This is a genomic window from Profundibacter sp. (genome assembly GCF_965277155.1).
In the GTDB taxonomy this organism is placed as follows: Bacteria; Pseudomonadota; Alphaproteobacteria; order Rhodobacterales; family Rhodobacteraceae; genus Profundibacter.
In genome coordinates, this window is record NZ_CBDIBV010000010.1 from 116,486 (window position 1) to 139,528 (window position 23,043).

Genomic DNA, 23,043 nt, shown 5'->3' on the forward strand with positions numbered 1-23,043 from the left:
CGGCATATCTCAACCCTCCCCTTTCTCCATCTTTGCCCGCTTGAACACTTCGCCTCTGATCTGCACCTCTTCATGCTGCACCACCTTGAAACCCACCGCGGCAAAGGCAGGTTGGGCCATTAGGCTGGCGTGGGTGGTAAGATGTGTGATGCCACATTCCTGCGCATGGGTCTCGATTCCGGTATATAGATTGCGAAACAGGCCCATGCCCTGAGCGGCAGGGCGAACATAGGCAAAATCAATATATCCAAGTGGTGTCAGACTGATAAACCCTGTGATCTGCCTGCCGTCTTCGTACACAAGGATATCTTGCCCAGCCAACCGCGTGTGCCAGTCGGCCCCGTCACGCGGGAGCGGCACCCATGCCTGCCGCTGAGCCTCGGAGTAAGCGCTGGAACCGTGGCGCACTGCATCATACATCACCTTGCCCAATTCGGCGTAATCCGCTGGTGTTGCCCATCGCATCGCCATACCCCCTACCTCTTCCTGCGCCGAAACAACCGCCGATTCTTGGATACAAACTCGCGGATCATCCCCGCCAGCCCGCTTTTGTCGTGCCCCTGCAAAAACCCGTATCCGGCCCAGGCCCCGATAAAAGCGCCGATCACATCGACGATCAGGTCCCACATGGTATCGACCAGGCCAGATTTCTGCATGCTCAAGCCAAATATCTGGTCCATGGCGAACTCAAAAACCTCCCACATCACCCCGATGCTGACGGCAATCGCGAATGCCATAAAGGACAGCGCCCAGGGCGGGGCGGCGTAGCGGTCGCCCTCGAACAGGATGAACACAAAGATAAACCCGATCAGCCCGAACCCCAGTGCCGAGCCGCCGTGCAACAGCACATCCCACCACCAGTATTTTTCATAGAAATCAAAGGCCTCGCCCAGATAAACTGTACCGAAAATGAACAGCACAATTCCGGCGAAAAAGCGCACCGGCAGGCGGATGTGGAAGCGGTCGGCAAAGATCATCGGGGCCAGTGACAGCGATAGGGTGGCCAAGGCTATGAACGCCAGCGAATAGCGCCCTTCGAACATTGATACCACAAATTCCAGCGCCAGAACGGCCCAGATCAGGTAGACGACATAGCTTTGGTTGCCCAGTTTCATATCTTGATGATATGTCGCGCAGCCCTTGGCTTCAATGATTGTGAAAACGGGTTATATAACGGGTATGACACAAGAGTTCCGCATTGCTTCCTATAATCTGCGCAAATGCGTTGGCCTTGACCGCCGGCGCACCCCGTCGCGCAGTCTGGAGGTGATCAACAGCATCGGCGCCGATATCATCGCCCTGCAAGAGGCCGACCGCCGTCTGGGCAAACGCCCTGCCGCCCTGCCCGCCGATATGGTGCGGGCCTATAGCGATTTTGTACCGCTATCGCTGGATGATACCGGTGTGTCGCTGGGCTGGCATGGCAATGCGGTGCTGGTGCGTGAAGGGTTTGAGGTTGGCGCGATCCATCGGTTGTCCCTGCCCGGGCTTGAGCCACGCGGCGCGGTTGTGGCCGATATTGGCCCGCTGCGCCTGGTGGCGGTGCATCTGGGGCTGATCCGGCGTTACCGGCTGGATCAGATGACGGCGATACTGGCGGCGTTGGCGCCCCTGCCCCCACGGCCCACAGTGATCACCGGTGATTTCAACGAATGGTCGCCGGCCAAAGGGATGGAGCCGCTGAAGGGTCAATTCACCGTCCATGCCCCCGGCTTGTCGTTCCACGCTGCCCGCCCCGTGGCCGCGCTTGACAGGTTTGCGATTGATAGCGGCGTGCATCTGAAAACCGCAGGCGTGGTGCAAACGCCGCTGTCACGGCGGGCGTCGGACCATCTGCCCGTTTGGGCGGATGTGGTGGTTGATTAGGATACGGCTTGTGCTGCCCGCACCCATCACCGCACCGGCCTGTTCACCAGCAATATCCCCCCGGCCACCAGAACCAGCGACAGGATCAGCGAGGGGCTGAGTGTTTCGCCCAGCAGCAGCCAACCCATGAACACCCCGAAAATCGGCGTTAGAAAGCTGAACGAAGCGACCGAGGACGCCGGATAGATCGACAAAAGCCACAGCCAGAAAATAAACCCAGCCGACACCACCACCACGATCTGGAACCCCAACCCCCACAGGTGAATTGGCTCAAGATCCCGCACCAGCGGCCCGAACAGCGGCGCCACCGCCAACAGGATCGGGGCCGAGACCAGAACCTGCCAGAACACCTGCATTTCCGCCCGCACCTCGGACAGGCGGGTTGCGCGGGCAACCAGTGTGATCCCCGCCCAGCCAAACGCGGCACCCAAGGCGAACAGATCACCCGTCAGGCTACCTTCGCCCCCTGATCCGCGCGAAATGATGGCCCAGGATACGCCCGCAAACGCCATCAGCAGGCCCGCCGCCTTAACCGGTGTGATCCGTTCCCCCGGCAACAGGAAATGTGCTGCAATCGCCAGCCAGACGGGCATGGAGTAAAAAATCACTGTGGTGCGGGTAACGCTGGTCAGGTCCAGCGCCATGAACAGGCAGATAAATTCAAACGCAAACACCACGCCCATCAGGATGCCCGCGCGGATGGTTCCGGGTTTGAAATCCAGCTTGCCCCCCCGCAGGCGGATCCACAGCCAGACGCAAAAAATCACCCCGAGCGAGCGTAACCCGGCAAAGAAAACTGGCTGCAAGCCGCCATTCACCACCTTGATCACAACCTGATTGAACCCCAGCAGCACCGAAAACCCGATCAGGGAAATCGCGCCGAACATGTCAATATTTGGCTTGCGTTGCATCAACCCTCCGGCTTTTTCGTCAACAGCGCACGGTTGGGCCGATCTTGCAAGTTCCATTTTGCTGGGCGGGTGTGATAGGAAGCAGGGGAACAGGACTAGGGACAGGCCAAATGACACTTCTGCAAATTGCTTCACTACTGATCGTGCTGGCCGGAGCATTCGGGGCGTTCAACTATCTGTTCCTGAAACTGCCCCCTTCCATCGGCATCCTGATTGTGGCCTTTCAGGCGTCTTTGGCCGTGATGGGGGTGGATTACGCCCTGCCCGAATGGGGCATGGCCGACAAGGTGCGCGGCATTGTCGAGGAAATCGAGTTTTCCTCATCCCTGCTGGAAGGCATGTTGGGCTTGTTGCTGTTCGCAGGTGCACTGCATGTCAAGATGAGCGATTTTAGGCGGGAATGGGCATTGGTGGCCCTGATGGCAACTGTGGGCGTGGGCCTGTCCACCGCCGTCATTGGTGTTGGCTTTAGCTGGCTGACAGGGATGCCTTTGATCGTGGCGCTGGTGTTTGGCGCGCTTGCCTCGCCCACCGATCCGGTGGCGGTGCTGGGGGTGCTGCGCTCGGCCAACCTGAAGAAATCCATGGAAACCAAGATTGCTGGCGAAAGCCTGTTTAACGATGGTGTGGCCTATGTGGTATTTTTGGTGCTGGTGGGCATGGCGTTCCCATCCGGCGGCGAGGCCCATGCATCAGGTTTGGTAAGCGCATTGAAACTGTTTGGCCAAGAGGCCATCGGCGGCGCGGTGCTGGGCGGAGTTCTGGGCTGGCTAACCTTCCGCGTAATGCGGTTGATCGACGATTATTCGCTAGAGGTGCTGATCACGCTGGGGCTGGCGTTCGGCGGCTATGAACTGGCAGTTTACCTGCATATGTCCGCCCCGATCATGGCTGTTGTGGCGGGGCTGTTCATTGGCGATGTCGGCATGAAACACGGCATGTCCAAGGAAACCCGCAAATACGTCAACGCCTTTTGGAAACTGATCGACGAAATCCTGAACGCGGTGCTGTTTTTGATGATCGGATTCGAGGTGTTCGCGGTGGCCTTTAACGCCGATGCGATCACCGCAGGGGTTGGGGCAATCGGCCTGTCGCTGGTGGGTCGTCTGGTGGCCGTGGTGGTGCCGATCCTGATGCTCAAACCATTTCGCGGGTTTTCCAGAGGGGTGATCCCGATCATGACCTGGGGCGGGCTGAAGGGCGGTATTTCGGTTGCGCTGGCCCTGTCCCTGCCCGCCAGCGAATGGAAACCGCTGATTCTGGCGGCAACCTATATTCTGGTGATGTTCTCGATCATCGTGCAGGGGCTGACGGTGGGACCACTGGCAACACGGGTCGGTCGGGAACCGGAACTGGTGTAACGCCTGATAACAAAAAGCCCCAGAGATGATCCGGGGCCTGTTTGTATCTGTAGAAGGTCCCGCATCAAGTGCGGGACAGGCATCAGGTGCGGGACAGCGGGGCGATCAATACCCGCCCTTGCGGCGGCTTTCCGGCAGACCGGCAATGCGCCCGCCCTGTTTGGAGGGGTCCAGCGGGAACAGTTTATACAAATCCCCCTGTTTGATCTTTTCACCCCAGGCCGCCGACATCGCCTTGATGATCGTGCGGGTGTTGGGCTGCACCTGACCGTTGTCAAAATATTCCTCGCGCAGGTAATTCATCACATCCCAATGGCGGTCGGTCAGTTCAATATTTTCCATCTCGGCCATGTGTTTGGCCATGTCTTCGGACCAGTCTTCCTGATTGGTCAGATAACCGTTGTCGTCGGTTTCGATTGTTTTGCCGTCAAATTCAAATGACATTGTGCACTCCCTGTTTCGTCGCGCTGGTTGGTTTTGATTACATTCAATTATCATAATGTGTGACATCCATCAAGCGTTTGACGCCCCCAAGCTGACCTTTGGTCAGGAAATTTCCCCTAAAGGGTTTGATAATTTTGTGTCATAAAGGGTGCGAAACGTATCAGTAACCTGGGAGAATACCATGAGTCTTATGAAAACACTGGCCAAAGTCGCCATCGGTGTCGCTGTCGCCAAAGGCGTTGGCGCAATGGCAAGCAAAGGGCGCACCAGCCAAGCAAGCAGCGGCGGCGGTGGTCTGCTGGATGCATTGACCGGTGGCGGTGGAGCCTCTCAGGCACAAGCAGGTGGCGGGTTGCAGGATATGCTTGGATCACTTCTGGGTGGCGGGCAACAACAGGCGGGGCCGTCGGCTGGTGGTCTGGGCGGCCTGTTGGAAGGGCTGAGCGATGCCAGCCAGCCCCATGGTGGTGTAAAATCCAGCCGGGGGGCTGCCAGCGGCGGGTTGAATGATCTGCTTGCCGGAATGGGCGGAGAAAGCGGTGGCCTTGGCGGGCTGCTGGGCGGTCTGACCAAAGGCGGCGGTGGCGATCTGGGTGGATTAATGGGCGGCGCAGCGGCGACGGCAGCCCCCAAAGCAAAATCAACCGGCAAAGACAAATCCGCCAACAAGCAAAGAAGCTTTGGTGACAAGTTGAACCAGTCCCTTCTGGTTGGCGACGAACCGGACGAAGCCCCGACCGCGGAAGAAGAATTCGCCGCAGGTCTGATGCTGAAAGCGATGATCCAGGCTGCCAAATCGGACGGCAAGATCGACGATTCCGAGCGTGAGAAACTGCTGGGCCAGTTGGGTGATATTTCCCCGCAGGAACGTGATTTCGTCAACGCCGAACTGGCCGCACCGATTGACGTGAACGGGCTGGCCGATCAGGTGCCAAATGGCATGGAAGCGCAGGTTTATGCGATGTCTGTCATGGGCATTGACTTGGACAACCGCAACGAGGCGCAATATCTACACGATTTTGCCACCGCGCTGGGTCTGGACAAACGCGGTGTGAACAACATCCACGCGCAATTGGGTGTGCCGTCGATCTACGGCTAAACTGTAAAATCCAAGGAACCGCCCTGCGTAAACCTTGCGCGGGGCGGTTTTCTTATGCGTGCACTTAAATATCGGGCTAGAGCCTTGCGGATTTTTCCCTTATCCTGCCAGAAAACCGATCAGGACAACCGCAATGCCAGAAACCATCATCGCCAAATGCGAACGCAGCGGGCTGCGTATGACCGAACAGCGCCGCGTGATTGCCAATGTTTTGGAAGACGCCCGCGACCACCCCGATGTCGAGGCATTATATACCCGCGCCAGCGCGATTGACCCGCGCATTTCCATCGCCACTGTCTATCGCACCGTCAAACTGTTCGAGGAAGCGGGCATTCTGGACAAACACGAATTCGGCGATGGCCGTGCCCGTTATGAATCGGCGGATCGTGATCACCATGATCATCTGATCGACATGAACTCGGGTCAGGTGATCGAATTTTGCGACCCCGAAATCGAAGCCCTGCAGGAAAAGATCGCCCAAAAGCTGGGATACAGGCTGAAAGGTCACCGTCTGGAACTCTACGGCGTGCCGATCAAAAAGTGACCCACGCCAAAGCCAACCTGCGCGGCATTGCCCTGATGATTGCGGCAATGGCGGGTTTCACCCTGACCGACAGTTTTATCAAAGCCGCCTCGCAGGATTTGCCGGTCGGGCAACTGCTGGCGCTGGCCGGTCTGTTGGGCGGCAGCGTCTTTGCCCTGATGACCCGCGCACAAGGGCATGCGGTGATCACGCGTGAATTTCTGCTGTGGCCGGTGATGCTGCGCAATTTTAAAGACCTCTGCATGAGGCCATGGCTTTCGGTTGAAGCAAGATTTCGGCCGCCCACCTTGCGCCCCTGCGGGTCCGGCGGACAGACGGGTGGCGGGGTTTGGGGCTATGCGATTGCGGGGGTTTGCGGGTTGAGGGTGATCCTGTTTGCGGCCTTGAGCAGGTTTTGCGCGATGGCGGCCATGACCATCTGGGCATGCACCCTGGCGCGCCCGAAATATCTCGCCCGCTGCAGGCCGAAGAGGCGTTTCATCGTGCCGAAAGTCTGCTCGATGCGGAAGCGGCGTTTCGAAATCAGCCGGTTGAAGCGTTTCTCCGATTGCCGCAGGGGGCGGCCGCGCGCTGCCTTGCGCAGGATGCCGTCGCGGTATTTGCCGCGCAGCATCTGGCGGTTGGCCTTGCTCGCATAGGCCTTGTCGGCCAGCACCCGCTGCGCCTTTGCGCCCGCGATCATGGTGGCGAATTCGGGGCTTTCGGCGGCATTGGCGGGCGTGGTGTGCACCTTGTCGATAAAGCCCTCTTCGTCGCAGCGGGCAAAGCCCTTGTAGCCGAGCGTGCTCTTGCGGCCCTTCTTGACCCAGCGGGCATCAGGGTCGGCGCTGAAATGCAGCTGTGCCCCGTCGGGTGAGACCTCGGGCGGATCATCCGGCGTCCCTTCCCTTGCCCCGTCCTCTGCCCGGTCCTGCGGGGCGTCGATATGGGTGCGCGGGCGCGCCGCCGCCGCGATCAGGGTCGCATCAATGATCGCCGCCTCAGCCTCTTTCAGCTTCAGCCCATGCGCCTCGATCTGGCGGCAGACCTCGGCCAGCAGCTCATCGTAAACGCCACCCCGGACCAGCGCATTGCGGAACCGGCAGTGGGTCGTCTCATCCGGCACCGACGCGTGCAGATCGAGCCCGCAGAACAGCATGAAATCCAGCCGCACCTTCAAGGCCCGCTCCAGCTTCGGGTCGCTCAGCCCGTGCCACTGGCCAACCAGAAGACACTTGAACAGAACCAGCGGATCATAGCCCTGAGGCCCGATCCCCGAGCGCCCCAGACCGCGCCGCAGGATCGGCAAAAACGAGTTCCAATCCATCAGCGCGTCGATCTTCGACAGAACGTCATCCGCGCCGATCCGTGCCGCCGCTTCGTGCAGGAAAAGGTCCATCTATTCACCCCAGAGATTTCCCGGCTAGCTTACCAAAACGGCCAACCCGGGGGAATCCCGATGTTATGCAGAGGTCTTTTTTAGCGAAATCATCGGCACCATCTGTTATGTCACAGCCTTGTCGAAAATTGATCTGTCCGTGGCCTCGGCGATCATTCAGGCCACCCCGCTGGCCGTGACCCTTATGGCGGTGGTGTTGCTGGGCGAAACCGTCCATTGGCGGCGCTGGACAGCGATTATTATCGGGTTTTCCGGTGTGCTGATCATCCTGCGACCCGGCGGGATTACCTTTGATTACAACATGCTCTGGGCTGTAGCAGGATTGTTTGCACTGGCAATGCGCGATGTCGCGACACGGATGGTGCCAAAAGACATGCCCACCCTGCGGGTTTCGACCTATGGCATGTCGATGCTGCTGCCCGCCGGGTTGTTTCTGATGATGCTTGGCCAAACCCCGCTGCCGATGAGCCTGCTAAACTGGGGGCAAGTGGCCGGTTTTGTGCTTGTCGGCGTCGCGGGCTATTGGGCGATCACGGCGGCGATGCGGCTGGGGGATGTTTCCGTCGTGGCCCCTTTCCGCTATTCACGCATCATTTTCGCCCTGATCATCGGTGCCATCGTGTTTGGGGAGCGGCCCGATTTCTGGACCCTGTTTGGCGCAGCCGTCACCATCGCTGCCGGTATTTACGCCTTTATGCGGGAACGGCGCCTAAACCGTAGCCGTTAGCGCTATCAGCCCCTGTTTACTTTTGTCCGTTTACTGTTATAGCTACCGCGAAACCGACAGCAGCAAGGACACCCCCGAAATGAACACCATCATCGACATTTTCGCCCGCGAAATTCTGGACAGCCGGGGCAACCCGACCGTCGAAGTGGATGTTATTCTGGAAGACGGCACAATCGGCCGCGCGGCGGTGCCTTCGGGCGCGTCTACCGGTGCCTATGAAGCGGTGGAAAAACGCGATGGCGATGCCAGTCGTTATGGCGGCAAGGGCGTACTGGGGGCTGTTGCCTCGGTCAACGGTGAAATCGCCGAGGAGCTGGTCGGCATGGATGCCAGCGAACAGGAAAACATCGATGCGATGATGATTGAACTGGACGGCACCCCGAACAAATCCCGTCTGGGGGCAAATGCCATTCTGGGCGTGTCGCTGGCCGTGGCCAAAGCCGCCGCCGATGATGCAGCCCAACCGCTGTTTCGCTATGTCGGCGGCACCGCCGCACGTGTTCTACCGGTGCCGATGATGAACATCATCAACGGTGGCGAACATGCGGACAATCCGATCGACATTCAGGAATTCATGATCATGCCGGTCGCCGCCGAAAACATCCGCGATGCCATCCGCATGGGCGCCGAAGTGTTTCACACCCTGAAAAAGGAACTGTCAGCGGCCGGTTTCAACACGGGCATTGGCGATGAGGGCGGTTTTGCCCCTGCCCTGTCATCCACCCGTGACGCGCTGGATTTCATCCTGAAAGCGATTGAAAAGGCAGGATACAAGCCGGGTCAGGATATATATCTGGCACTTGATTGCGCCGCATCCGAATATTACGTCGATGGCAAATACGAAATGAAGGGCGAAGGCAAATCCCTGACCGCCGCCGAAAACGTCGCCTATCTGGAAGCGCTGGTGGCGGATTACCCGATTGTCAGCATCGAGGACGGCATGTCCGAGGACGACTGGGACGGCTGGGTCGCCCTGAACGCCGCCCTTGGTGACAAAATCCAGTTGGTCGGCGATGACCTGTTCGTCACCAACCCCGAGCGCATCGCCACAGGAATCAAGAAGAAAGCCGCCAATTCCCTACTGGTAAAAGTCAATCAGATCGGCACCTTGTCGGAAACTCTTCAAGCTGTGGAAATGGCCCACCGCGCCGGTATGACCTGCGTCATGAGCCACCGTTCCGGCGAAACCGAGGACGCCACCATCGCCGATCTGGCGGTGGCCACCAACTGCGGCCAGATCAAAACTGGCTCGCTGTCACGCTCGGACCGGCTGGCGAAATACAACCAGTTGATCCGGATCGAGGAAATGCTGGGCGAAAGCGCCGAATATGCAGGGCGTTCGGTTTTGAAGTAGAAACATGATGGTGTAAACGGACAAGCACGGTTTGCACCATCATTTGCGCCTTGGATAAGTGGATTACGATGGCGTTATCTTGCCGACCTATCTTATTGCGCAGCTTGTAACACACCTTTAAATGCGGCAGTATCCCGTTTTGATCATTCAGCTTCCTGACATTTTAAGGAGCCTTCAGTTGCACAAATCCCTGCTTGTCCTTGCCTTGCTCACCTCGGCTTGTGTTGTCCCGATCTCGGAAACACAGGAAATGAAAGACGCCCGTGTTCCGGTGGTTCCGGCAAACCCCTGCGAAAGCAAAAGCACCGGCAAGTGCAACTACATCAATGCACCTGTAGTCCTGCAGTCCAAACCGATCCGGCTTAAGGACCGACCCTTGCCGTTCTTTAGGACTGCCCGTGAAATCGAATTTGTCGATGCCCGCCCGAACAAATGGATCGCCCCACGCAATACGCTGACGGACGGGGCTTCGATTCCGAAAATGTTTTTCAAAATGATCGGGGCACCGCGCAGCAAGGAATTTATCAACGCCGCCACCCTGCATGATGCCTATTGCGGGGTCGGCAATGAAAATCTGCCACAATATCATTCAGACATCTGGCAAAACGTCCACCGCATGTTCTATGACGCCCTGCGGGTTGACGGCACACCGGCGACCAAAGCCAAAATCATGTATGCGGCCGTCTATCTGGCCGGTCCCCGCTGGAACATGCCTGGCACAGCGCCAAAAGTCCGGGCCGTTCCGGGGCTTATGGTCGTTACAGCCCCGCTCACCAAAGGCCCGCCCAACACTCCGCTGCCAAATCTTATCCCGGAAGATATGCTGATCAAAGCGATGCAGGAAGCAATCCTGTTCATTAACAAAACCAATCCGTCGCTGAGACGGCTGGAAGCCTATCTTCGCAAAAGCGAACAGGGCATGCTGGCACAGGTCAGCAAGGGAGCTGCGGACGGCAACCAGACCAGCGGCCCATCGGAATCCGCGGCCTATTAGGATCACCCCATGCCAAAGACCGCCGATCGTATCATCCAACAGCAAAACCTGTCCCCCCATCCCGAGGGCGGGTATTACCGGCAAACATGGATTGCCGATGCCAAAGAGGGCACCCGCCCCGCCGGCACCGCGATCCTGTTTCTGCTGAAAGCAGGCGAGGTCAGCCGTTGGCACCGGATCGATGCGGTTGAAATCTGGCACTTTTACGCAGGCGCACCACTGATCCTCAGCATGGCCGCTACCGAAGCCGGCCCTGCCCGCGATTACACCCTCGGGCCGGATGTCCTGAACGGCGAAACTCCGCAACTGATCGTCCCCACCCACCACTGGCAGGCCGCCCGCAGCACAGGCGACTATACTTTGGTCGGCTGCACCGTTTCGCCCGCATTCCGGTTTGAAGGTTTCGAGATGGCGGAAGAGGGTTTCGAAATTTCGAAATAGGTCAGTAAAACAGACTGTTTCCCGTGTAACCCCTTAAAATTGCACCTTTTCACCCCCATATACCGGGTATGAACAGTCAATTTGGCATATGGATCAAAGTACATATCCTTGGAAACCTCCCCTCTGGTTGTGTCTCGAAAGTGGTGGAAATTGATTTCAGGCACCTCCGAGCGGGTTGAGTTATGCGCCGGTCAGGCGGCTTGGTCAAGGGTTGCGTCGGCGACGGGCTGAGCGAGCGTTTCCCAGCCATCGACCTTTCGCATGACGATCTGCCCCGAGGCCATCAGAGCCCAAAGCAGCATCGGCACGGTCTCGGCGCATGGCAGCACGGTCTGGGTCTTGATGCGGCGGCGGAATTCCTCGTTCAGGCGTTCGATCGCATTTGTCGTTCTGGCCGATTTCCACTGGCCTTGTGGCAGACGCGTGAAGGTGAAAAGCTTATCTCCTGCTTCTTCCAAGCTGTCAGCGACGGCCTTGCATTTCAGCCGCCATTTTCGCAGAAATGCCTTGCGGCGGGTGGCGATTTCCTCGGGTGTTTTGGCGTAGATCATGTCGCGGTAATCTTCTGTCAACTCATCATGCATACGCTTGGGTGCCTTGGCCAGAAGGTTGCGGTGCTTGTGCACCGTGCACCTCTGGATCGGCAGATCTTCACCCCAGAGGGCAATGAGAGCGACCTCAAGTCCCGGTGCCCCGTCCACGATGACAAATTCGGGCCGTTTCAACCCGCGCGCATCCAGATCGTTGATGAACTGACGCCAGGCGGAGGTGCTTTCGCCGCCCATGTTCATCAGTGATAACAAGACCTTCTGCCCATCCCGGCGCACGCCAATCGCGGCCAGAACCGAGATATTGGTGGCCTTCCTGTCAATCCGCGTTTTGATCACGGTGCCGTCCAGGATCAGCCGCACGATGTCTTCATCCGCAAGGCTGCGGGCGCACCACGCCTGCCAGTCCACCTTCACCTTGCGCCAGGCGCGGCTCACCACATCCTTGCTGACCGCCCCCTGAAACAGGCCGAACAGGGCGCGTTTTACCCGCCGTGTGTTGGTGCCCGAAAGGTAGACAGCAGCGATCAGCGCCTCGGCCTTCTTCGTCAGCCGCTGGTAGCGGGGCAATGCCTTCGAGCGCCATTCTCTGGCCTTGCCGGCCTCGCCTGTGATCCGCGCACGCGGCACGCGCACCGTTTCGGTTCCAAATGTTCCGACCAGTTGCCGCTCGCGATGCCCGTGGCGGTATCCGGCCTTTGCCCCGCCGCTGCGGCCATACCGGCAACGGCCCAGAAACTGCTCCAGCTCCTCTTCGAAAACCGCCTCGATCGTCGCGCGGATGTTCTGGCGCAGCCGGTCTTCAATCGGGTCATAGCCTGCTTCATTGGCCAGTAGCGCGGATGTCGATGTTGCTGTATTCTTTGTCATGGCGTGATCTCCTTGGCGGTTCCAGCCGCCGGTTGGGTGGCTTCGATGCACCCGGAGATTACGCCGTCCTCGAATTTCCACCAAACTCGCGACACTACCCCCCTCTTCCAAGGATATTCTGATGTTGTTTGCCGTGTTGGGTTTTGTTGCATTCAAAGGTCTGAAATACCTGCAAGCACCTGAAAATCTGGGATAACTGGATGCTGAAATAGCAGCCGTTGAAATTGAAAAAGGGATCGGGATGCGCGGGTATGATTATACCGTCAACCTATCGGATGGCATGCAGGTGCATATAAGAAATTCCGATTGGCGACCTGACCGCGAAGTTGGTGGCAAAGTATGCTTGCGCCACATCCGTGACCCGATCCATAACAGGGAATGGTATGAATTCGGGATGTATTATCACTGTTCGCCAAACAAGGGTTGGCTGTGGTCGGGCTGGGTCTAAGACAAACCCGCCAAATCACGGATAACTGATCCTGCCGCCGCCAACCGCCGCCACCACACCGGTTGTCATCGGCGCCGAGGTCGGCAAACCCCGCAGCACACGCACCGCCAGATAGGCGAACGCCTGTGCCTCCAGCATATCACCGTCCAGCCCCACGTCCTCGACCGGCAGGACCGGACATTTCAATACCCCTGCCAGCAGCGCCATCAGCACCGGATTGCGCCGCCCGCCACCACAGACCAGCACCCGTTTAGGCGGCACGGGGCAATGTTCCATCCCCTTGCCCACTGACGCCACAGCAATCGCTGTCAGCATGGCCACCGCATCGGCATCCGAATGGCCGGACACCTGTTGCAGCAGATCGTCAAATTCGTTCCGGTCCAGCGATTTTGGCGGAACCCGATGAAAATATCCCCCCTTCAAAAACGCCCGCACCAGCGCCATATCCACCCTGCCCTTTGCCGCCAGTTCCCCGTCACGATCACAGTCCTGCCCCAACCGCTGCGCCACCAGATCATTGATCGGCGCATTTGCGGGGCCGGTATCAAACGCCAGCAGGGCACCGTCCTCCTCTGGTGCAGTTTTGGCAGGGTCTACCCATGTCACATTGCCCACACCGCCAAGGTTCAAAAACACCAGCGGCGCATCGGCCTTGATCCATTTGGCGCAGGCAAAATGGAAAAACGGCGCCAGCGGTGCGCCCTGCCCGCCCATTTCCACATCGCTGCTGCGAAAATCCCAGACCACCGGCTTGTTCAGCAATTCCGCCAGCCGCTGGCCATCCCCCGCCTGATGCGTGCCCCGCCCGCCTGGATCATGCGCCAAAGTCTGGCCATGGAACCCTACCAGTTCGGCCTTTTTGAAACCGGACAGAACCTCGGCGTGGCTGGCCTCGACCAATTCGGCTGCCGCATCGACACCCGTTTCACCGGGCCATTTGCCAAAAGCTGCCGATATCACCTGCCGGTCTTTGCCCGAATAGGGTTGATAGGCATTCTCGCCAAACTCGAAAATTACCTCGCCATCGGTTCGCAGCATCGCCGCATCCACCCCGTCAAGCGAGGTGCCCGACATCGCGCCAAGCGCCCAGACCGGTCCTGTTTTCAACATCCTCTTTCCCTTCGCCGCTGTCCCCGATATATCAGGGCGCAACGCACATGAGAACGGATATTTGATACCATGACCTACCACGCCAAATCAGAGTTTATGCGGGTGATGCTGGAACGCGGCTTTGTTGCCGATTGCACCGATTACCAGGCATTGGATGACGCCCTGATAAACGGGGTGGTTCCGGCCTATATCGGCTTTGACGCCACAGCCAAATCGCTGCATGTGGGCAGCCTGATCCAGATCATGATGCTGCGCTGGTTGCAGAAAACCGGCCACAAACCGATCGTTCTGATGGGCGGCGGCACCACCAAGGTGGGCGACCCAAGTTTCCGTGCCGATGAGCGCCCGCTGCTGACCGAGGATCAGATCAACGCCAATATCGCCGGCATCAAACAGGTGTTTTCCGGCTATGTCAGCTTTGGCGATGGCGAGACGGACGCGAAAATGGTCAATAACGCCGAATGGCTGGATGATCTGAATTACCTGTCGTTCCTGCGTGACATCGGGCGGCATTTTTCGGTCAACCGGATGCTGGCGTTTGAATCGGTCAAATCGCGACTGGACCGCGAACAGTCGCTGTCGTTCCTTGAATTCAACTATATGATCCTGCAAGCCTATGATTTTCTTGAACTTAACCGCCGCTATGGCTGTTTGCTGCAAATGGGTGGCTCGGACCAATGGGGCAATATTGTCAACGGGATCGATTTGACCCGCCGCGTGCTGGACAACCAGATTTTCGGCCTGACCACCCCGCTGCTGGAAACCTCGGACGGCAAAAAGATGGGCAAATCGCAGGACGGCGCGGTTTGGCTGAATGCCGATATGCGTTCCCCTTACGAATTCTGGCAATTCTGGCGCAACACCACGGATGCGGATGTTGGCCGCTTCCTGAAGCTATACACAGAACTGCCGGTCGAGGAATGTGAACGCCTTGGCGCATTGGAAGGGGCCGAGATCAACGCGGCCAAAATCCGCCTTGCCAACGAGGTCACCACATTGGCCCACGGCGCCGAGGCCGCTAAAACAGCCGAAGCCACCGCGCGCGAAGTGTTTGAAAAGGGCGGCGTGGGCGATGACCTGCCCACCTTGTCGCTAACAGCGGATGATATTGGCGATGGCATTTCCATCGTGCAACTGTTCGTAAAATCCGGTCTGGCCAAATCCGGCAAGGACGCCAAACGCCTGATCGCCGAGAACGGCGCCAAGATGAATGACGAACCTGTCACCAGCGCCGGACAGATGATCACCCCTGCCGATCTGGACACAGCGATCAAACTGTCAGCGGGCAAAAAGCGTCATGCACTGATCACCCTCGCTTCATAGTTTCTCTTTTGCGAAAATATCCCCGCCGGAGGCTCCTCACCCCAACACCATACAACCGCCTTCGGTGACAAACAAACATTCCCCCCATCGCCTCCCCCTTCAGGGGGACCGAGGGGGTCTTGCCAAGCATAGAGCGGGCGAAGCCCTCATTTTGGCAACATCCACTTCCCGCGCGGGAAAAACGCATGAAACGCAAAGGCGAACATCACGTCATGCGGTACATTGCGCCCCTTGGTGTCGCGTACCCGTACCGTGCCAACATCCTTGCCCTTGCCGATCTGTCGCGTGTCCAGCGCCGAAGCCTGCCCCGACGCCCAGCTGATCACCAACCCCGCCTCGCGCACTTCACCCTCGGAACTTAAACGGCTCATCGGCCAGGCCCGCTTGCCGACCCTCACCACCCGCATCAGCGGCGGGATGCCATGCGGCGGCATTTCGCCGTTGAACAGGAACGGACGCGCAGAGCTGTCATAGCTGACGTACGGGTTCTGCCCATAGCTGCGGCTCCAGTCGGGTTCATCCATTACCAGAGCATCGGGATTGCGGGTTTTGAATTCACCCCAGCTTTCCATCCAGCTGGGCAGTTGTTTCAGAACCTTGCCTTTGTTCGCACCGACAATGCCGGTGCCGATCGCCTGTTGCCACCAGCTTTCGGTTTGTTTGTCATACATCACCATATCCGAATTGCGCAACTTGCCGGACACGCCAAACTCCAGCACCTTGCCCCCGACGCGCCGGTCAAACACCATGCCCGAATTGCACAGCGGGCAGAAGGTGACCGCCACGGGCACCCCGCCCACCACATCGTTTACAATTTCATGCCAAAGCAGATAGCGGATCGGATAGGCCCGCGGTGTCTGCCCTTTGATTTCAACGGTGATCACTGGCTCGCGTGCGCCAATCCGTTTTTCGCTCGCGACCTTGCGAAACTTCGGACTGCTGATTGCCGGTATCCCGTCCTTGGGCGGGCCGCCGGACAGGATTTCGCTCCAGTCACGCACGCTGCTGCGGGAAAAATCGGTGTTGGGCCATTCTGATTTCCACAGGTCCGGATTGGCACTGGCCGTGGTGGCAAGGGCTGTTACAACGGCGGCAATCAACGGGAATATGCGTAAATGGCGGCGCATGGGGCATCCTCCTGGTTAGGTTGGATTCAGGATGCCAGAGCGGCAGGCGCAAGGATAGGCCTGCTCACGGTGGTTTGAAGGGGCGTGCGTCAGGCCCGCCCCCCCGGGTATTTATTCGTCAACCACGGTGACTTTGGCCATATAGTCGGGGTCCGTGACCAGACCGTTCATCGCCTTGTCGCCCAACTTGATATCATTAAGCGTTTCCAATCCGTCTATCAGACGGCCAACAACTGTATATTGACCGTTCAGATTTTTGGCCGGGCCAAACATGATAAAGAACTGGCTGTTGGCCGAATCCGGATTGTTGGACCGGGCCATCCCGACAGTGCCCAGTTTGAACGGGATGTTGGAAAACTCGGCCTTCAGGTCCGGCATATCCGAAGCACCTCGCCCTGCTTCAGCAATATCCCCGCCATGCTTGCCGTATTGCACATCCCCCGTCTGGGCCATGAATTCGTCAATCACACGGTGGAACACAACACCGTCATAGGCACCGGATTTAGCCAGTGCAATGATACGTTCAACATGGGCTGGTGCAACATGGGGCAGCAGGTCAATCACCAGCGTGCCTTTGGGGGTGCCATCACTGGCCGCAACCTCGATCACCAGATTGGGGCCGGGGGTGTCCTCGGCCAATGCTTTGCCGTTGGCACCATCATAGAGGAAAAACGCCCCCCAGATAGCCGCCCCAAGCGCCAGCATGGCAATCGGAAATCCAAAGCCCTTAAACATCGGCGGCCACCTTCATGCTGATGATGCGATCGGGGTTCATCGGCGGCTCGCCCCGGGCGATTTTATCGACAAGGTCCATGCCATCGGTTACCTGACCGTAAACGGTGTATTGACCGTTCAGGAAATCATTGGCCCCAAAGTTGATGAAAAACTGGCTGTTGGCGGAATCTGGATTTTGCGAACGCGCAGCCCCGATGCTGCCACGCGCGTGGGGCACTTTGGAAAACTCGGCCGGCACATTCGGCATGTCCGAGCCACCGGTGCCAGCGGCGCGCAGGTTGAAATCCTTTTCCATGTTGCCGTTGGCCACATCGCCCGTCTGGGCCATAAAACCGTCAATCACACGGTGGAAACAGACGTTGTCATAGGCACCGGAGCGGGCCAGCGTTTTCATCCGCTCAACGTGTTTGGGGGCAACATCGGGCAGCAGTTCAATGGTGACTGTGCCATCTTTGAGTTCCATCAGAATGGTGTTTTCGGGGTCTTTGATCTCGGCCATATCGGGCGCTCCTTTGATAGGGTGTTCATTCGCAGGGAACCTATGCGGGATGACGCGGTTTTTAAAGGGGCAATACACTGTGCCACATTGACCCTGCATCTGTGATAGGGTTCTGTGGGCACGAAACGGCGCAAATCCCAATGGAGGTCTGGCATGGGCTGGAAAACACTCGACGATATCAATCTGGATGGAAAAACGGTTCTGGTGCGGGTGGATATCAACGTGCCCGTCAAGGATGGCGTGGTCACCGATGCAACGCGGATCAAGCGCATCGTGCCCACGATCAAGGATATCCAGGCCGCCGGTGGCAAGCCGGTTCTGATGGCCCATTTCGGCCGCCCCAAGGGTAAGGTCGTGCCGGAACTGTCGCTGAAAGTCACCCTGCCCGCATTGGAAGAGGCCTTTGACCAGCCGGTGATTTTCGCTGACGAAAGCGAGGGCAAGCGCGCTGGATCATGGATCAACGAAATGAACCCCGGCGATATTGTGCTGTTGGAAAACCTGCGGTTCCATCCCGGAGAAGAGGCCAATGACCCCGGCTTTGCCGCCGAACTGGCCAGCCTTGGCGATGTATATTGCAACGATGCCTTTTCCGTTTCCCACCGCGCCCATGCCTCGACCGAAGCTATTGCCCATCTTCTGCCTGCTTGTGCCGGTCGTTTGATGCAAGCCGAACTAAGTGCACTTGAAGCTGCTCTGGGCAACCCCGAACATCCCGTTTGCGCCGTGGTGGGTGGGGCCAAGGTTTCGACCAAACTGGATTTGCTGGGCAATCTGGTGTCAAAGGTCGATTACCTGATTATCGGTGGTGGCATGGCCAACACATTTCTGGCCGCGCAAGGCGTGGGCGTTGGCAAATCACTGGCCGAACACGAAATGAAGGATACCGCGCTGGATATTCTGACAAAGGCCAAGGATGAAGGATGCGAAGTTATCTTGCCGACCGACATCGTTGTCGCGCGCGAATTCAAGGAAAACGCCGAATACGAGGTTCTGCCTTTTGACGCCTGCCCGCCGGATGCGATGATTTTGGATGCCGGGCCCAAAACGGTCGAGCGGATTACAACCGTAAGGGAACCTCTGTAAATTCCCGTTTTCGCCTTCTTCGCGGCGGGGTGGACGGTTTTTCGCCTGTCCCGCCTGATTGCTTCGGATCATAAACCCATTTTCACCGGTTTCAAGCCGGTTTTGGGTATTTCAGGCACACCTCACCCCATGAACCCTTATCCCGGCGCCGCCAGGCCGCATTCGAACTGGACGAAGCGCTTCATGTTGTAGACCAGGTTCATCATCCCGATGCGAAATCGCGCCCGCTTCAGGCCGATGGAGCGGATCAGCTTGCCGCCCATGGAGCGCTCCTGAAAAGCGAATACATGCTCGACCCGGACCCGCACTTTCGAGCGCCTCCGGTTGGCCTTTTGCTGGCGCTCGCCAAGCGGCTTGCCGCGCCTGCCCTTGTGATGGATATGGCTGTGAAGCCCCCGCTCTTCCAGCTCGCTTTCGATCTTTTGCGAGCGATAGGCGCTGTCGGCCCACAGGTCCGATGAGGTGTTGCTCGCATCAATCAGACCGGCAAGCGCCTGGCTGTCATGCACGGCGGCATCGGTGACATCATAAGCGCGGATGAATTTGTGCCGCCGGTCGACATTGATGTGGTTCTTGTAGCCGTAATAGCTCTTGCCGTGCTTCTTCGTCCAGCGCGCATCCACGTCCTTCTGGCGCTTCTTGTGGGGTTTTTCCTCCCACTCTTCAGGCGTTTCGCCCGCCTTGATTTTCTCGTTCTCGTCCCTTTTGTTGTGCTGGCGCGGCGCCGGAACGATGCTCGCATCAACAATCTGCCCGCCCATCGCCAGATAGCCCTTTTCGCGCAGAAAGGCATCGAACTTGTCAAACAGCTCCTTCATCTTCCCGGCCCCGGCCAGCCTTTCACGGTAGGCCCAGATGGTCTTGGCGTCAGGTACGCTGTCTTCAATGCCAAGGCCGAGAAACCGCATGAACGACAGGCGGTCGCGGATCTGATACTCGATCTGATCGTCAGAGAGGTTGTAGAGCTGCTGCAAAACCATCGTCTTGAATATCAGCACCTCATCCCAAGGCGGGCGGCCAGCGTTGGATTTGCGCTGTTCGGGCGGCGTGCGCCATATGGCCTTCAGCTCGTCCCGGTAATCCTCGAACGGCACCATGTCGTTGAGCAACACCAGCGGATCACCAGATTTGTCCAGTCCCGCGTATCGGCTGGAAAGATCAAAAAATCCCATCTGACCCATGACAAAACCCCGTCGGTCGAATCATTTTCATCCTGATGACGATTCTACCCCGTCAGGCCGGATTTTGGGGGATTTTTAGAGGTTCCCGTAATCGAATCCAGCAAAACCCTGATCATGAACGGCCCGCTTGGCGTGTTCGAAATGCCGCCGTTTCACGCTGCGACATTTGCCATGCTGTTCGATATTTCCAAACAGACCAAAGCAGGTGCGCTGGTTTCAATTGCAGGGGGCGGCGATACCGTGGCAGCGATCAACGCGGCAGGGTATGCGAATGATTTCACCTATATCTCGACCGCAGGCGGCGCGTTTCTGGAATGGATGGAAGGCAAAACATTGCCCGGGGTTGCCGCACTGGAAGGGGCATAAGTTTTTAGCGACTGATAGCGCCAACAGCATTGCACACCACCGTATACCTTTATAGAGCAGTAGAAAATCTGCTGCTCTTGAAAGGAATTTGCGATGAAAGCGACACGGATTGTCCAGAAAATTCTATCGAATTACGAGGCCGACTGCCCGGGTGTAAAAGCCAACCTCTGCCGTATCCTGATGAACGGCAAACTGGGCGGCACCGGCAAGATGATCATCCTTCCTGTTGATCAGGGGTTCGAACATGGCGCCGCACGTTCCTTTGCACCCAACCCGGCTGCCTATGATCCGCATTACCACTACCAGCTGGCAATTGACGCTGGTCTGAACGCCTATGCCGCGCCTTTGGGGATGCTGGAAGCGGGCGCCGACACCTTCGCAGGCCAAATTCCGACCATTCTGAAAGCCAACTCGGCCAACTCGCTGATACCTTCTGAATCGGCCAAAGATCAAGCCATCACAGCTTGTGTGGACGACGCCTTGCGCATCGGGGCCTCGGCCATCGGCTTTACCATTTACCCCGGATCTTCCCAAGGGCTGGAAATGTTCGAGGAAATCTCGGCCATGCGCGAAGAGGCCGCAGCCAAGGGCATTGCCACCGTGATCTGGTCCTACCCGCGCGGCGAGGCACTGGACAAAGATGGTGAAACCGCGATTGATGTGGCCGCCTATGCCGCACAAATTGCAGCCCTGCTGGGCGCACATATCATCAAAATTAAACTCTCCACCGATCATTTGTTCCTGCCCGAAGCCAAAAAGGTCTATGAGGATGAAAAGATCGACATCGCAACCCAAGCCGCCCGTGTGAAACATTGTATGGATGCCAGCTTTGCAGGTCGTCGCATCGTGGTGTTTTCCGGTGGCTCGAAAAAAGGGGCCGACAGCGTTTATGACGATGCCCGCGCCATTCGGGACGGTGGCGGCAATGGCTCGATCATCGGGCGCAACACCTTCCAGCGCAGCCGCGAAGATGCGCTGTCGATGCTGGCCAAACTGGTCGATATCTACAAAGGCAAGGCCTGACCGGCAGTGGGCTCGCCTGTGCCACACAGACCAAGAAAACAGCAACCCTCTGGCCCCGCCAGAGGGTTTCCTTTTATCAACAGAGTCCAATAAGTCACAGGTATCGCGGAAAAATGCCTATTCCCCCCATGACAGGGGATTCACAAATCTGTTGGCATGTGCCATTGTAGCCAAAGCCGCATCAAGACGGCATTTCGAGGCAAGGCATAATGACTATTCAACGCAAACGTCCGGCAATCGGTGGAGTCCTTTATTTCGGCTTTGCCTTTGCGCTCGGCCTCTATTTCGCCTTTGCCGCCATTCAAGGCGACTACGGGTTGTTTCGCCGAATCCAGATCGACGCCGAAGCCGATGCCCTGAGCAGCGAATTGGCGAACCTTAGCGAGCATGTGCAGCGGATGGAAAACAAAACCCACCGCCTGTCTGACGACTATCTGGACCTTGATCTGCTGGACGAACAGGCCCGCAGCGTATTGGGCATGCTGCGCGCCGACGAAATCGTCATCCGCTAAAATCTTTTCTCGCACTTTCTGCCGGTTTGCTATAGAATATAGTTTAACACTAAACTACTTAGCAAAACGCGAGGGCCTCCCCCTATGGCAGCCAAGAAACCTTCAAAGAAATCAAATGTTTCCAAGGATGAACTGTTAAAGTTCTATCGCGAGATGCTGTTGATCCGTCGATTCGAGGAAAAGGCGGGCCAGCTGTACGGCATGGGATTGATCGGCGGGTTCTGCCATCTATACATCGGCCAGGAGGCCGTTGTTGTCGGACTTGAGGCCACCACCAAAGAGGGCGACAATCGCCTGACATCCTACCGCGACCACGGCCATATGCTGGCTTGCGGCATGGACCCCAAAGGCGTGATGGCCGAACTGACCGGCCGCGAGGGTGGCTATTCCAAAGGCAAGGGCGGCTCGATGCATATGTTCTCGAAAGAGGCGCATTTTTATGGTGGTCACGGCATTGTCGGCGCGCAGGTTCCAATCGGCGCGGGACTGGCCTTTGCCGATAAATACAAGGGCAATGACAACGTCACCTTCACTTATTTCGGTGATGGTGCCTCGAATCAGGGGCAGGTTTACGAAACCTTCAATATGGCGTCACTATGGAAACTGCCGGTGATTTTCGTGATTGAAAACAACCACTACGCGATGGGCACCTCGCTTGAGCGCGGCTCCTCCACCCCGCAGCTTTACACCCGCGGTCAGGCCTTTGGCATTCCCGGTGAATCAGTTGACGGTATGGATGTGCTGGCTGTGAAGGCAGCGGGCGAAAAGGCGGTTGCGCATTGTCGCGCCGGCAATGGCCCCTACATTCTGGAAATGGTCACCTACCGATATCGCGGCCATTCCATGTCGGATCCCGCCAAATACCGGTCCCGCGAAGAAGTGCAGAAAATGCGCGAGGAACATGATGCAATCGATCATATCCGCCAGATGCTGTTGCAGGGCAAACATGCCTCCGAAGACGATCTGAAAGCGATTGATAAAGAGATCAAGGCGGTGGTGAATGACTCTGCCGATTTTGCCCGCGAAAGCCCCGAACCGGCGCTAAGCGAACTATGGACAGACATTTACGCTGACGCGTAACCATCGGATAAGACGG

General features: G+C 57.8%; 25 protein-coding genes and 1 pseudogene. 14 read left to right on the top strand and 12 right to left on the bottom strand.

The features are described from left to right. Nucleotides 1-9 precede the first annotated feature (9 nt). Nucleotides 10-465 (bottom strand): GNAT family N-acetyltransferase, encoded by a 456-nt coding sequence (locus ACQY4M_RS08430; RefSeq protein ID WP_428543132.1) that lies wholly within the window; start codon nt 463-465, stop codon nt 10-12. An 11-nt stretch (nt 466-476) separates the two neighbouring features. Next, nucleotides 477-1,115, bottom strand: a complete 639-nt coding sequence (locus ACQY4M_RS08435) for a hypothetical protein (RefSeq protein WP_428543134.1) — start codon at nt 1,113-1,115, stop codon at nt 477-479. Nucleotides 1,116-1,179: 64 nt separating this feature from the next. On the opposite strand from ACQY4M_RS08435, the gene ACQY4M_RS08440 reads away from it, so the two are divergent. Continuing rightward, the gene (locus ACQY4M_RS08440; RefSeq protein WP_428543136.1) at nt 1,180-1,866 is read left to right on the top strand and encodes an endonuclease/exonuclease/phosphatase family protein; all 687 of its coding nucleotides are present in this window, start codon (nt 1,180-1,182) and stop codon (nt 1,864-1,866) included. Nucleotides 1,867-1,892: 26 nt separating this feature from the next. On the opposite strand, the gene ACQY4M_RS08445 is transcribed toward ACQY4M_RS08440, so the two are convergent. Further along, entirely contained in the window at nt 1,893-2,777 is an 885-nt protein-coding gene (locus ACQY4M_RS08445) for a DMT family transporter (RefSeq protein WP_428543138.1), read from the bottom strand. 110 nt (nt 2,778-2,887) lie between these two features. On the opposite strand from ACQY4M_RS08445, the gene ACQY4M_RS08450 reads away from it, so the two are divergent. Continuing rightward, nucleotides 2,888-4,138, top strand: coding sequence for a cation:proton antiporter (locus tag ACQY4M_RS08450; RefSeq protein ID WP_428543140.1), 1,251 nt, complete (start codon nt 2,888-2,890; stop codon nt 4,136-4,138). A 105-nt stretch (nt 4,139-4,243) separates the two neighbouring features. Here ACQY4M_RS08450 and ACQY4M_RS08455 read toward each other — a convergent pair whose 3' ends face one another. Continuing rightward, on the bottom strand, nt 4,244-4,582 hold the full coding sequence (locus ACQY4M_RS08455; protein ID WP_428543142.1) for a TusE/DsrC/DsvC family sulfur relay protein: 339 nt from the start codon (nt 4,580-4,582) through the stop codon (nt 4,244-4,246). Nucleotides 4,583-4,763: 181 nt separating this feature from the next. On the opposite strand from ACQY4M_RS08455, the gene ACQY4M_RS08460 reads away from it, so the two are divergent. Beyond that, nucleotides 4,764-5,681, top strand: a complete 918-nt coding sequence (locus ACQY4M_RS08460; RefSeq protein ID WP_428543144.1) for a tellurite resistance TerB family protein — start codon at nt 4,764-4,766, stop codon at nt 5,679-5,681. 133 nt (nt 5,682-5,814) lie between these two features. Beyond that, entirely contained in the window at nt 5,815-6,225 is a 411-nt protein-coding gene (locus ACQY4M_RS08465) for a Fur family transcriptional regulator (protein WP_428543146.1), read from the top strand. Here ACQY4M_RS08465 and ACQY4M_RS08470 read toward each other — a convergent pair. Together ACQY4M_RS08470 and ACQY4M_RS08475 are read right to left on the bottom strand one after the other, a co-directional pair. Then, a complete protein-coding gene (locus ACQY4M_RS08470) occupies nt 6,215-6,511 on the bottom strand; it encodes a hypothetical protein (RefSeq protein WP_428543148.1) in 297 nt (98 codons plus the stop codon). The genes ACQY4M_RS08465 and ACQY4M_RS08470 overlap by 11 nt on opposite strands. Before the next feature lie 48 nt (nt 6,512-6,559). Continuing rightward, a complete protein-coding gene (locus ACQY4M_RS08475) occupies nt 6,560-7,603 on the bottom strand; it encodes an IS5 family transposase (RefSeq protein WP_428539221.1) in 1,044 nt (347 codons plus the stop codon). Nucleotides 7,604-7,691: 88 nt separating this feature from the next. Here ACQY4M_RS08475 and ACQY4M_RS08480 point away from each other — a divergent pair, with 88 nt between their 5' ends. The 4 genes from ACQY4M_RS08480 to ACQY4M_RS08495 all read left to right on the top strand — a co-directional run bounded on the left by ACQY4M_RS08480 (nt 7,692) and on the right by ACQY4M_RS08495 (nt 11,119). After that, the gene (locus ACQY4M_RS08480) at nt 7,692-8,330 is read left to right on the top strand and encodes a DMT family transporter (RefSeq protein WP_428544452.1); all 639 of its coding nucleotides are present in this window, start codon (nt 7,692-7,694) and stop codon (nt 8,328-8,330) included. Between the two features lie 79 nt (nt 8,331-8,409). Then, nucleotides 8,410-9,684 carry a phosphopyruvate hydratase gene (eno, locus tag ACQY4M_RS08485; protein ID WP_428543150.1) on the top strand — a complete coding sequence of 425 codons (1,275 nt, stop codon included), beginning with the start codon at nt 8,410-8,412 and terminating at the stop codon, nt 9,682-9,684. A gap of 178 nt (nt 9,685-9,862) precedes the next feature. After that, nucleotides 9,863-10,678, top strand: coding sequence for a DUF1353 domain-containing protein (locus tag ACQY4M_RS08490; RefSeq protein ID WP_428543152.1), 816 nt, complete (start codon nt 9,863-9,865; stop codon nt 10,676-10,678). A gap of 9 nt (nt 10,679-10,687) precedes the next feature. After that, nucleotides 10,688-11,119 carry a cupin domain-containing protein gene (locus ACQY4M_RS08495; protein ID WP_428543154.1) on the top strand — a complete coding sequence of 144 codons (432 nt, stop codon included), beginning with the start codon at nt 10,688-10,690 and terminating at the stop codon, nt 11,117-11,119. 191 nt (nt 11,120-11,310) lie between these two features. On the opposite strand, the gene ACQY4M_RS08500 is transcribed toward ACQY4M_RS08495, so the two are convergent. Together ACQY4M_RS08500 and ACQY4M_RS08505 are read right to left on the bottom strand one after the other, a co-directional pair. Next, nucleotides 11,311-12,537 carry an IS256 family transposase gene (locus ACQY4M_RS08500; protein ID WP_428539582.1) on the bottom strand — a complete coding sequence of 409 codons (1,227 nt, stop codon included), beginning with the start codon at nt 12,535-12,537 and terminating at the stop codon, nt 11,311-11,313. Between the two features lie 463 nt (nt 12,538-13,000). Further along, nucleotides 13,001-14,095: an anhydro-N-acetylmuramic acid kinase gene (locus tag ACQY4M_RS08505; RefSeq protein ID WP_428543156.1), complete on the bottom strand. Its 1,095-nt coding sequence runs from the start codon at nt 14,093-14,095 to the stop codon at nt 13,001-13,003. A gap of 69 nt (nt 14,096-14,164) precedes the next feature. On the opposite strand from ACQY4M_RS08505, the gene tyrS reads away from it, so the two are divergent. Continuing rightward, the gene (gene tyrS / locus ACQY4M_RS08510) at nt 14,165-15,418 is read left to right on the top strand and encodes a tyrosine--tRNA ligase (RefSeq protein ID WP_428543158.1); all 1,254 of its coding nucleotides are present in this window, start codon (nt 14,165-14,167) and stop codon (nt 15,416-15,418) included. A gap of 146 nt (nt 15,419-15,564) precedes the next feature. On the opposite strand, the gene ACQY4M_RS08515 is transcribed toward tyrS, so the two are convergent. The 3 genes from ACQY4M_RS08515 to ACQY4M_RS08525 all read right to left on the bottom strand — a co-directional run bounded on the left by ACQY4M_RS08515 (nt 15,565) and on the right by ACQY4M_RS08525 (nt 17,779). Continuing rightward, nucleotides 15,565-16,545, bottom strand: a complete 981-nt coding sequence (locus ACQY4M_RS08515) for a DUF3179 domain-containing protein (RefSeq protein ID WP_428543160.1) — start codon at nt 16,543-16,545, stop codon at nt 15,565-15,567. A 111-nt stretch (nt 16,546-16,656) separates the two neighbouring features. Then, nucleotides 16,657-17,280: a peptidylprolyl isomerase gene (locus tag ACQY4M_RS08520; protein ID WP_428543162.1), complete on the bottom strand. Its 624-nt coding sequence runs from the start codon at nt 17,278-17,280 to the stop codon at nt 16,657-16,659. Then, nucleotides 17,273-17,779, bottom strand: coding sequence for a peptidylprolyl isomerase (locus tag ACQY4M_RS08525; RefSeq protein ID WP_428543164.1), 507 nt, complete (start codon nt 17,777-17,779; stop codon nt 17,273-17,275). Before ACQY4M_RS08525 ends, ACQY4M_RS08520 begins: the two co-directional genes overlap by 8 nt. Before the next feature lie 153 nt (nt 17,780-17,932). On the opposite strand from ACQY4M_RS08525, the gene ACQY4M_RS08530 reads away from it, so the two are divergent. Beyond that, the gene (locus ACQY4M_RS08530) at nt 17,933-18,865 is read left to right on the top strand and encodes a phosphoglycerate kinase (RefSeq protein WP_428543166.1); all 933 of its coding nucleotides are present in this window, start codon (nt 17,933-17,935) and stop codon (nt 18,863-18,865) included. 137 nt (nt 18,866-19,002) lie between these two features. Here the strand turns inward: ACQY4M_RS08530 and ACQY4M_RS08535 are convergent, their stop codons facing one another. Further along, nucleotides 19,003-20,046 carry an IS5 family transposase gene (locus ACQY4M_RS08535; protein ID WP_428539227.1) on the bottom strand — a complete coding sequence of 348 codons (1,044 nt, stop codon included), beginning with the start codon at nt 20,044-20,046 and terminating at the stop codon, nt 19,003-19,005. 90 nt (nt 20,047-20,136) lie between these two features. On the opposite strand from ACQY4M_RS08535, the pseudogene pgk reads away from it, so the two are divergent. The 4 genes and pseudogenes from pgk to pdhA all read left to right on the top strand — a co-directional run. Then, a pseudogene (gene pgk / locus ACQY4M_RS08540) lies at nt 20,137-20,412 on the top strand (phosphoglycerate kinase); the annotation flags it as partial. A gap of 93 nt (nt 20,413-20,505) precedes the next feature. Continuing rightward, nucleotides 20,506-21,435: a class I fructose-bisphosphate aldolase gene (locus ACQY4M_RS08545; protein ID WP_428543168.1), complete on the top strand. Its 930-nt coding sequence runs from the start codon at nt 20,506-20,508 to the stop codon at nt 21,433-21,435. A gap of 209 nt (nt 21,436-21,644) precedes the next feature. After that, a complete protein-coding gene (locus ACQY4M_RS08550) occupies nt 21,645-21,947 on the top strand; it encodes an FtsB family cell division protein (protein WP_428543170.1) in 303 nt (100 codons plus the stop codon). A gap of 84 nt (nt 21,948-22,031) precedes the next feature. Then, nucleotides 22,032-23,027 carry a pyruvate dehydrogenase (acetyl-transferring) E1 component subunit alpha gene (pdhA, locus tag ACQY4M_RS08555; protein WP_428543172.1) on the top strand — a complete coding sequence of 332 codons (996 nt, stop codon included), beginning with the start codon at nt 22,032-22,034 and terminating at the stop codon, nt 23,025-23,027. The last annotated feature ends 16 nt before the right edge of the window (nt 23,028-23,043 follow it).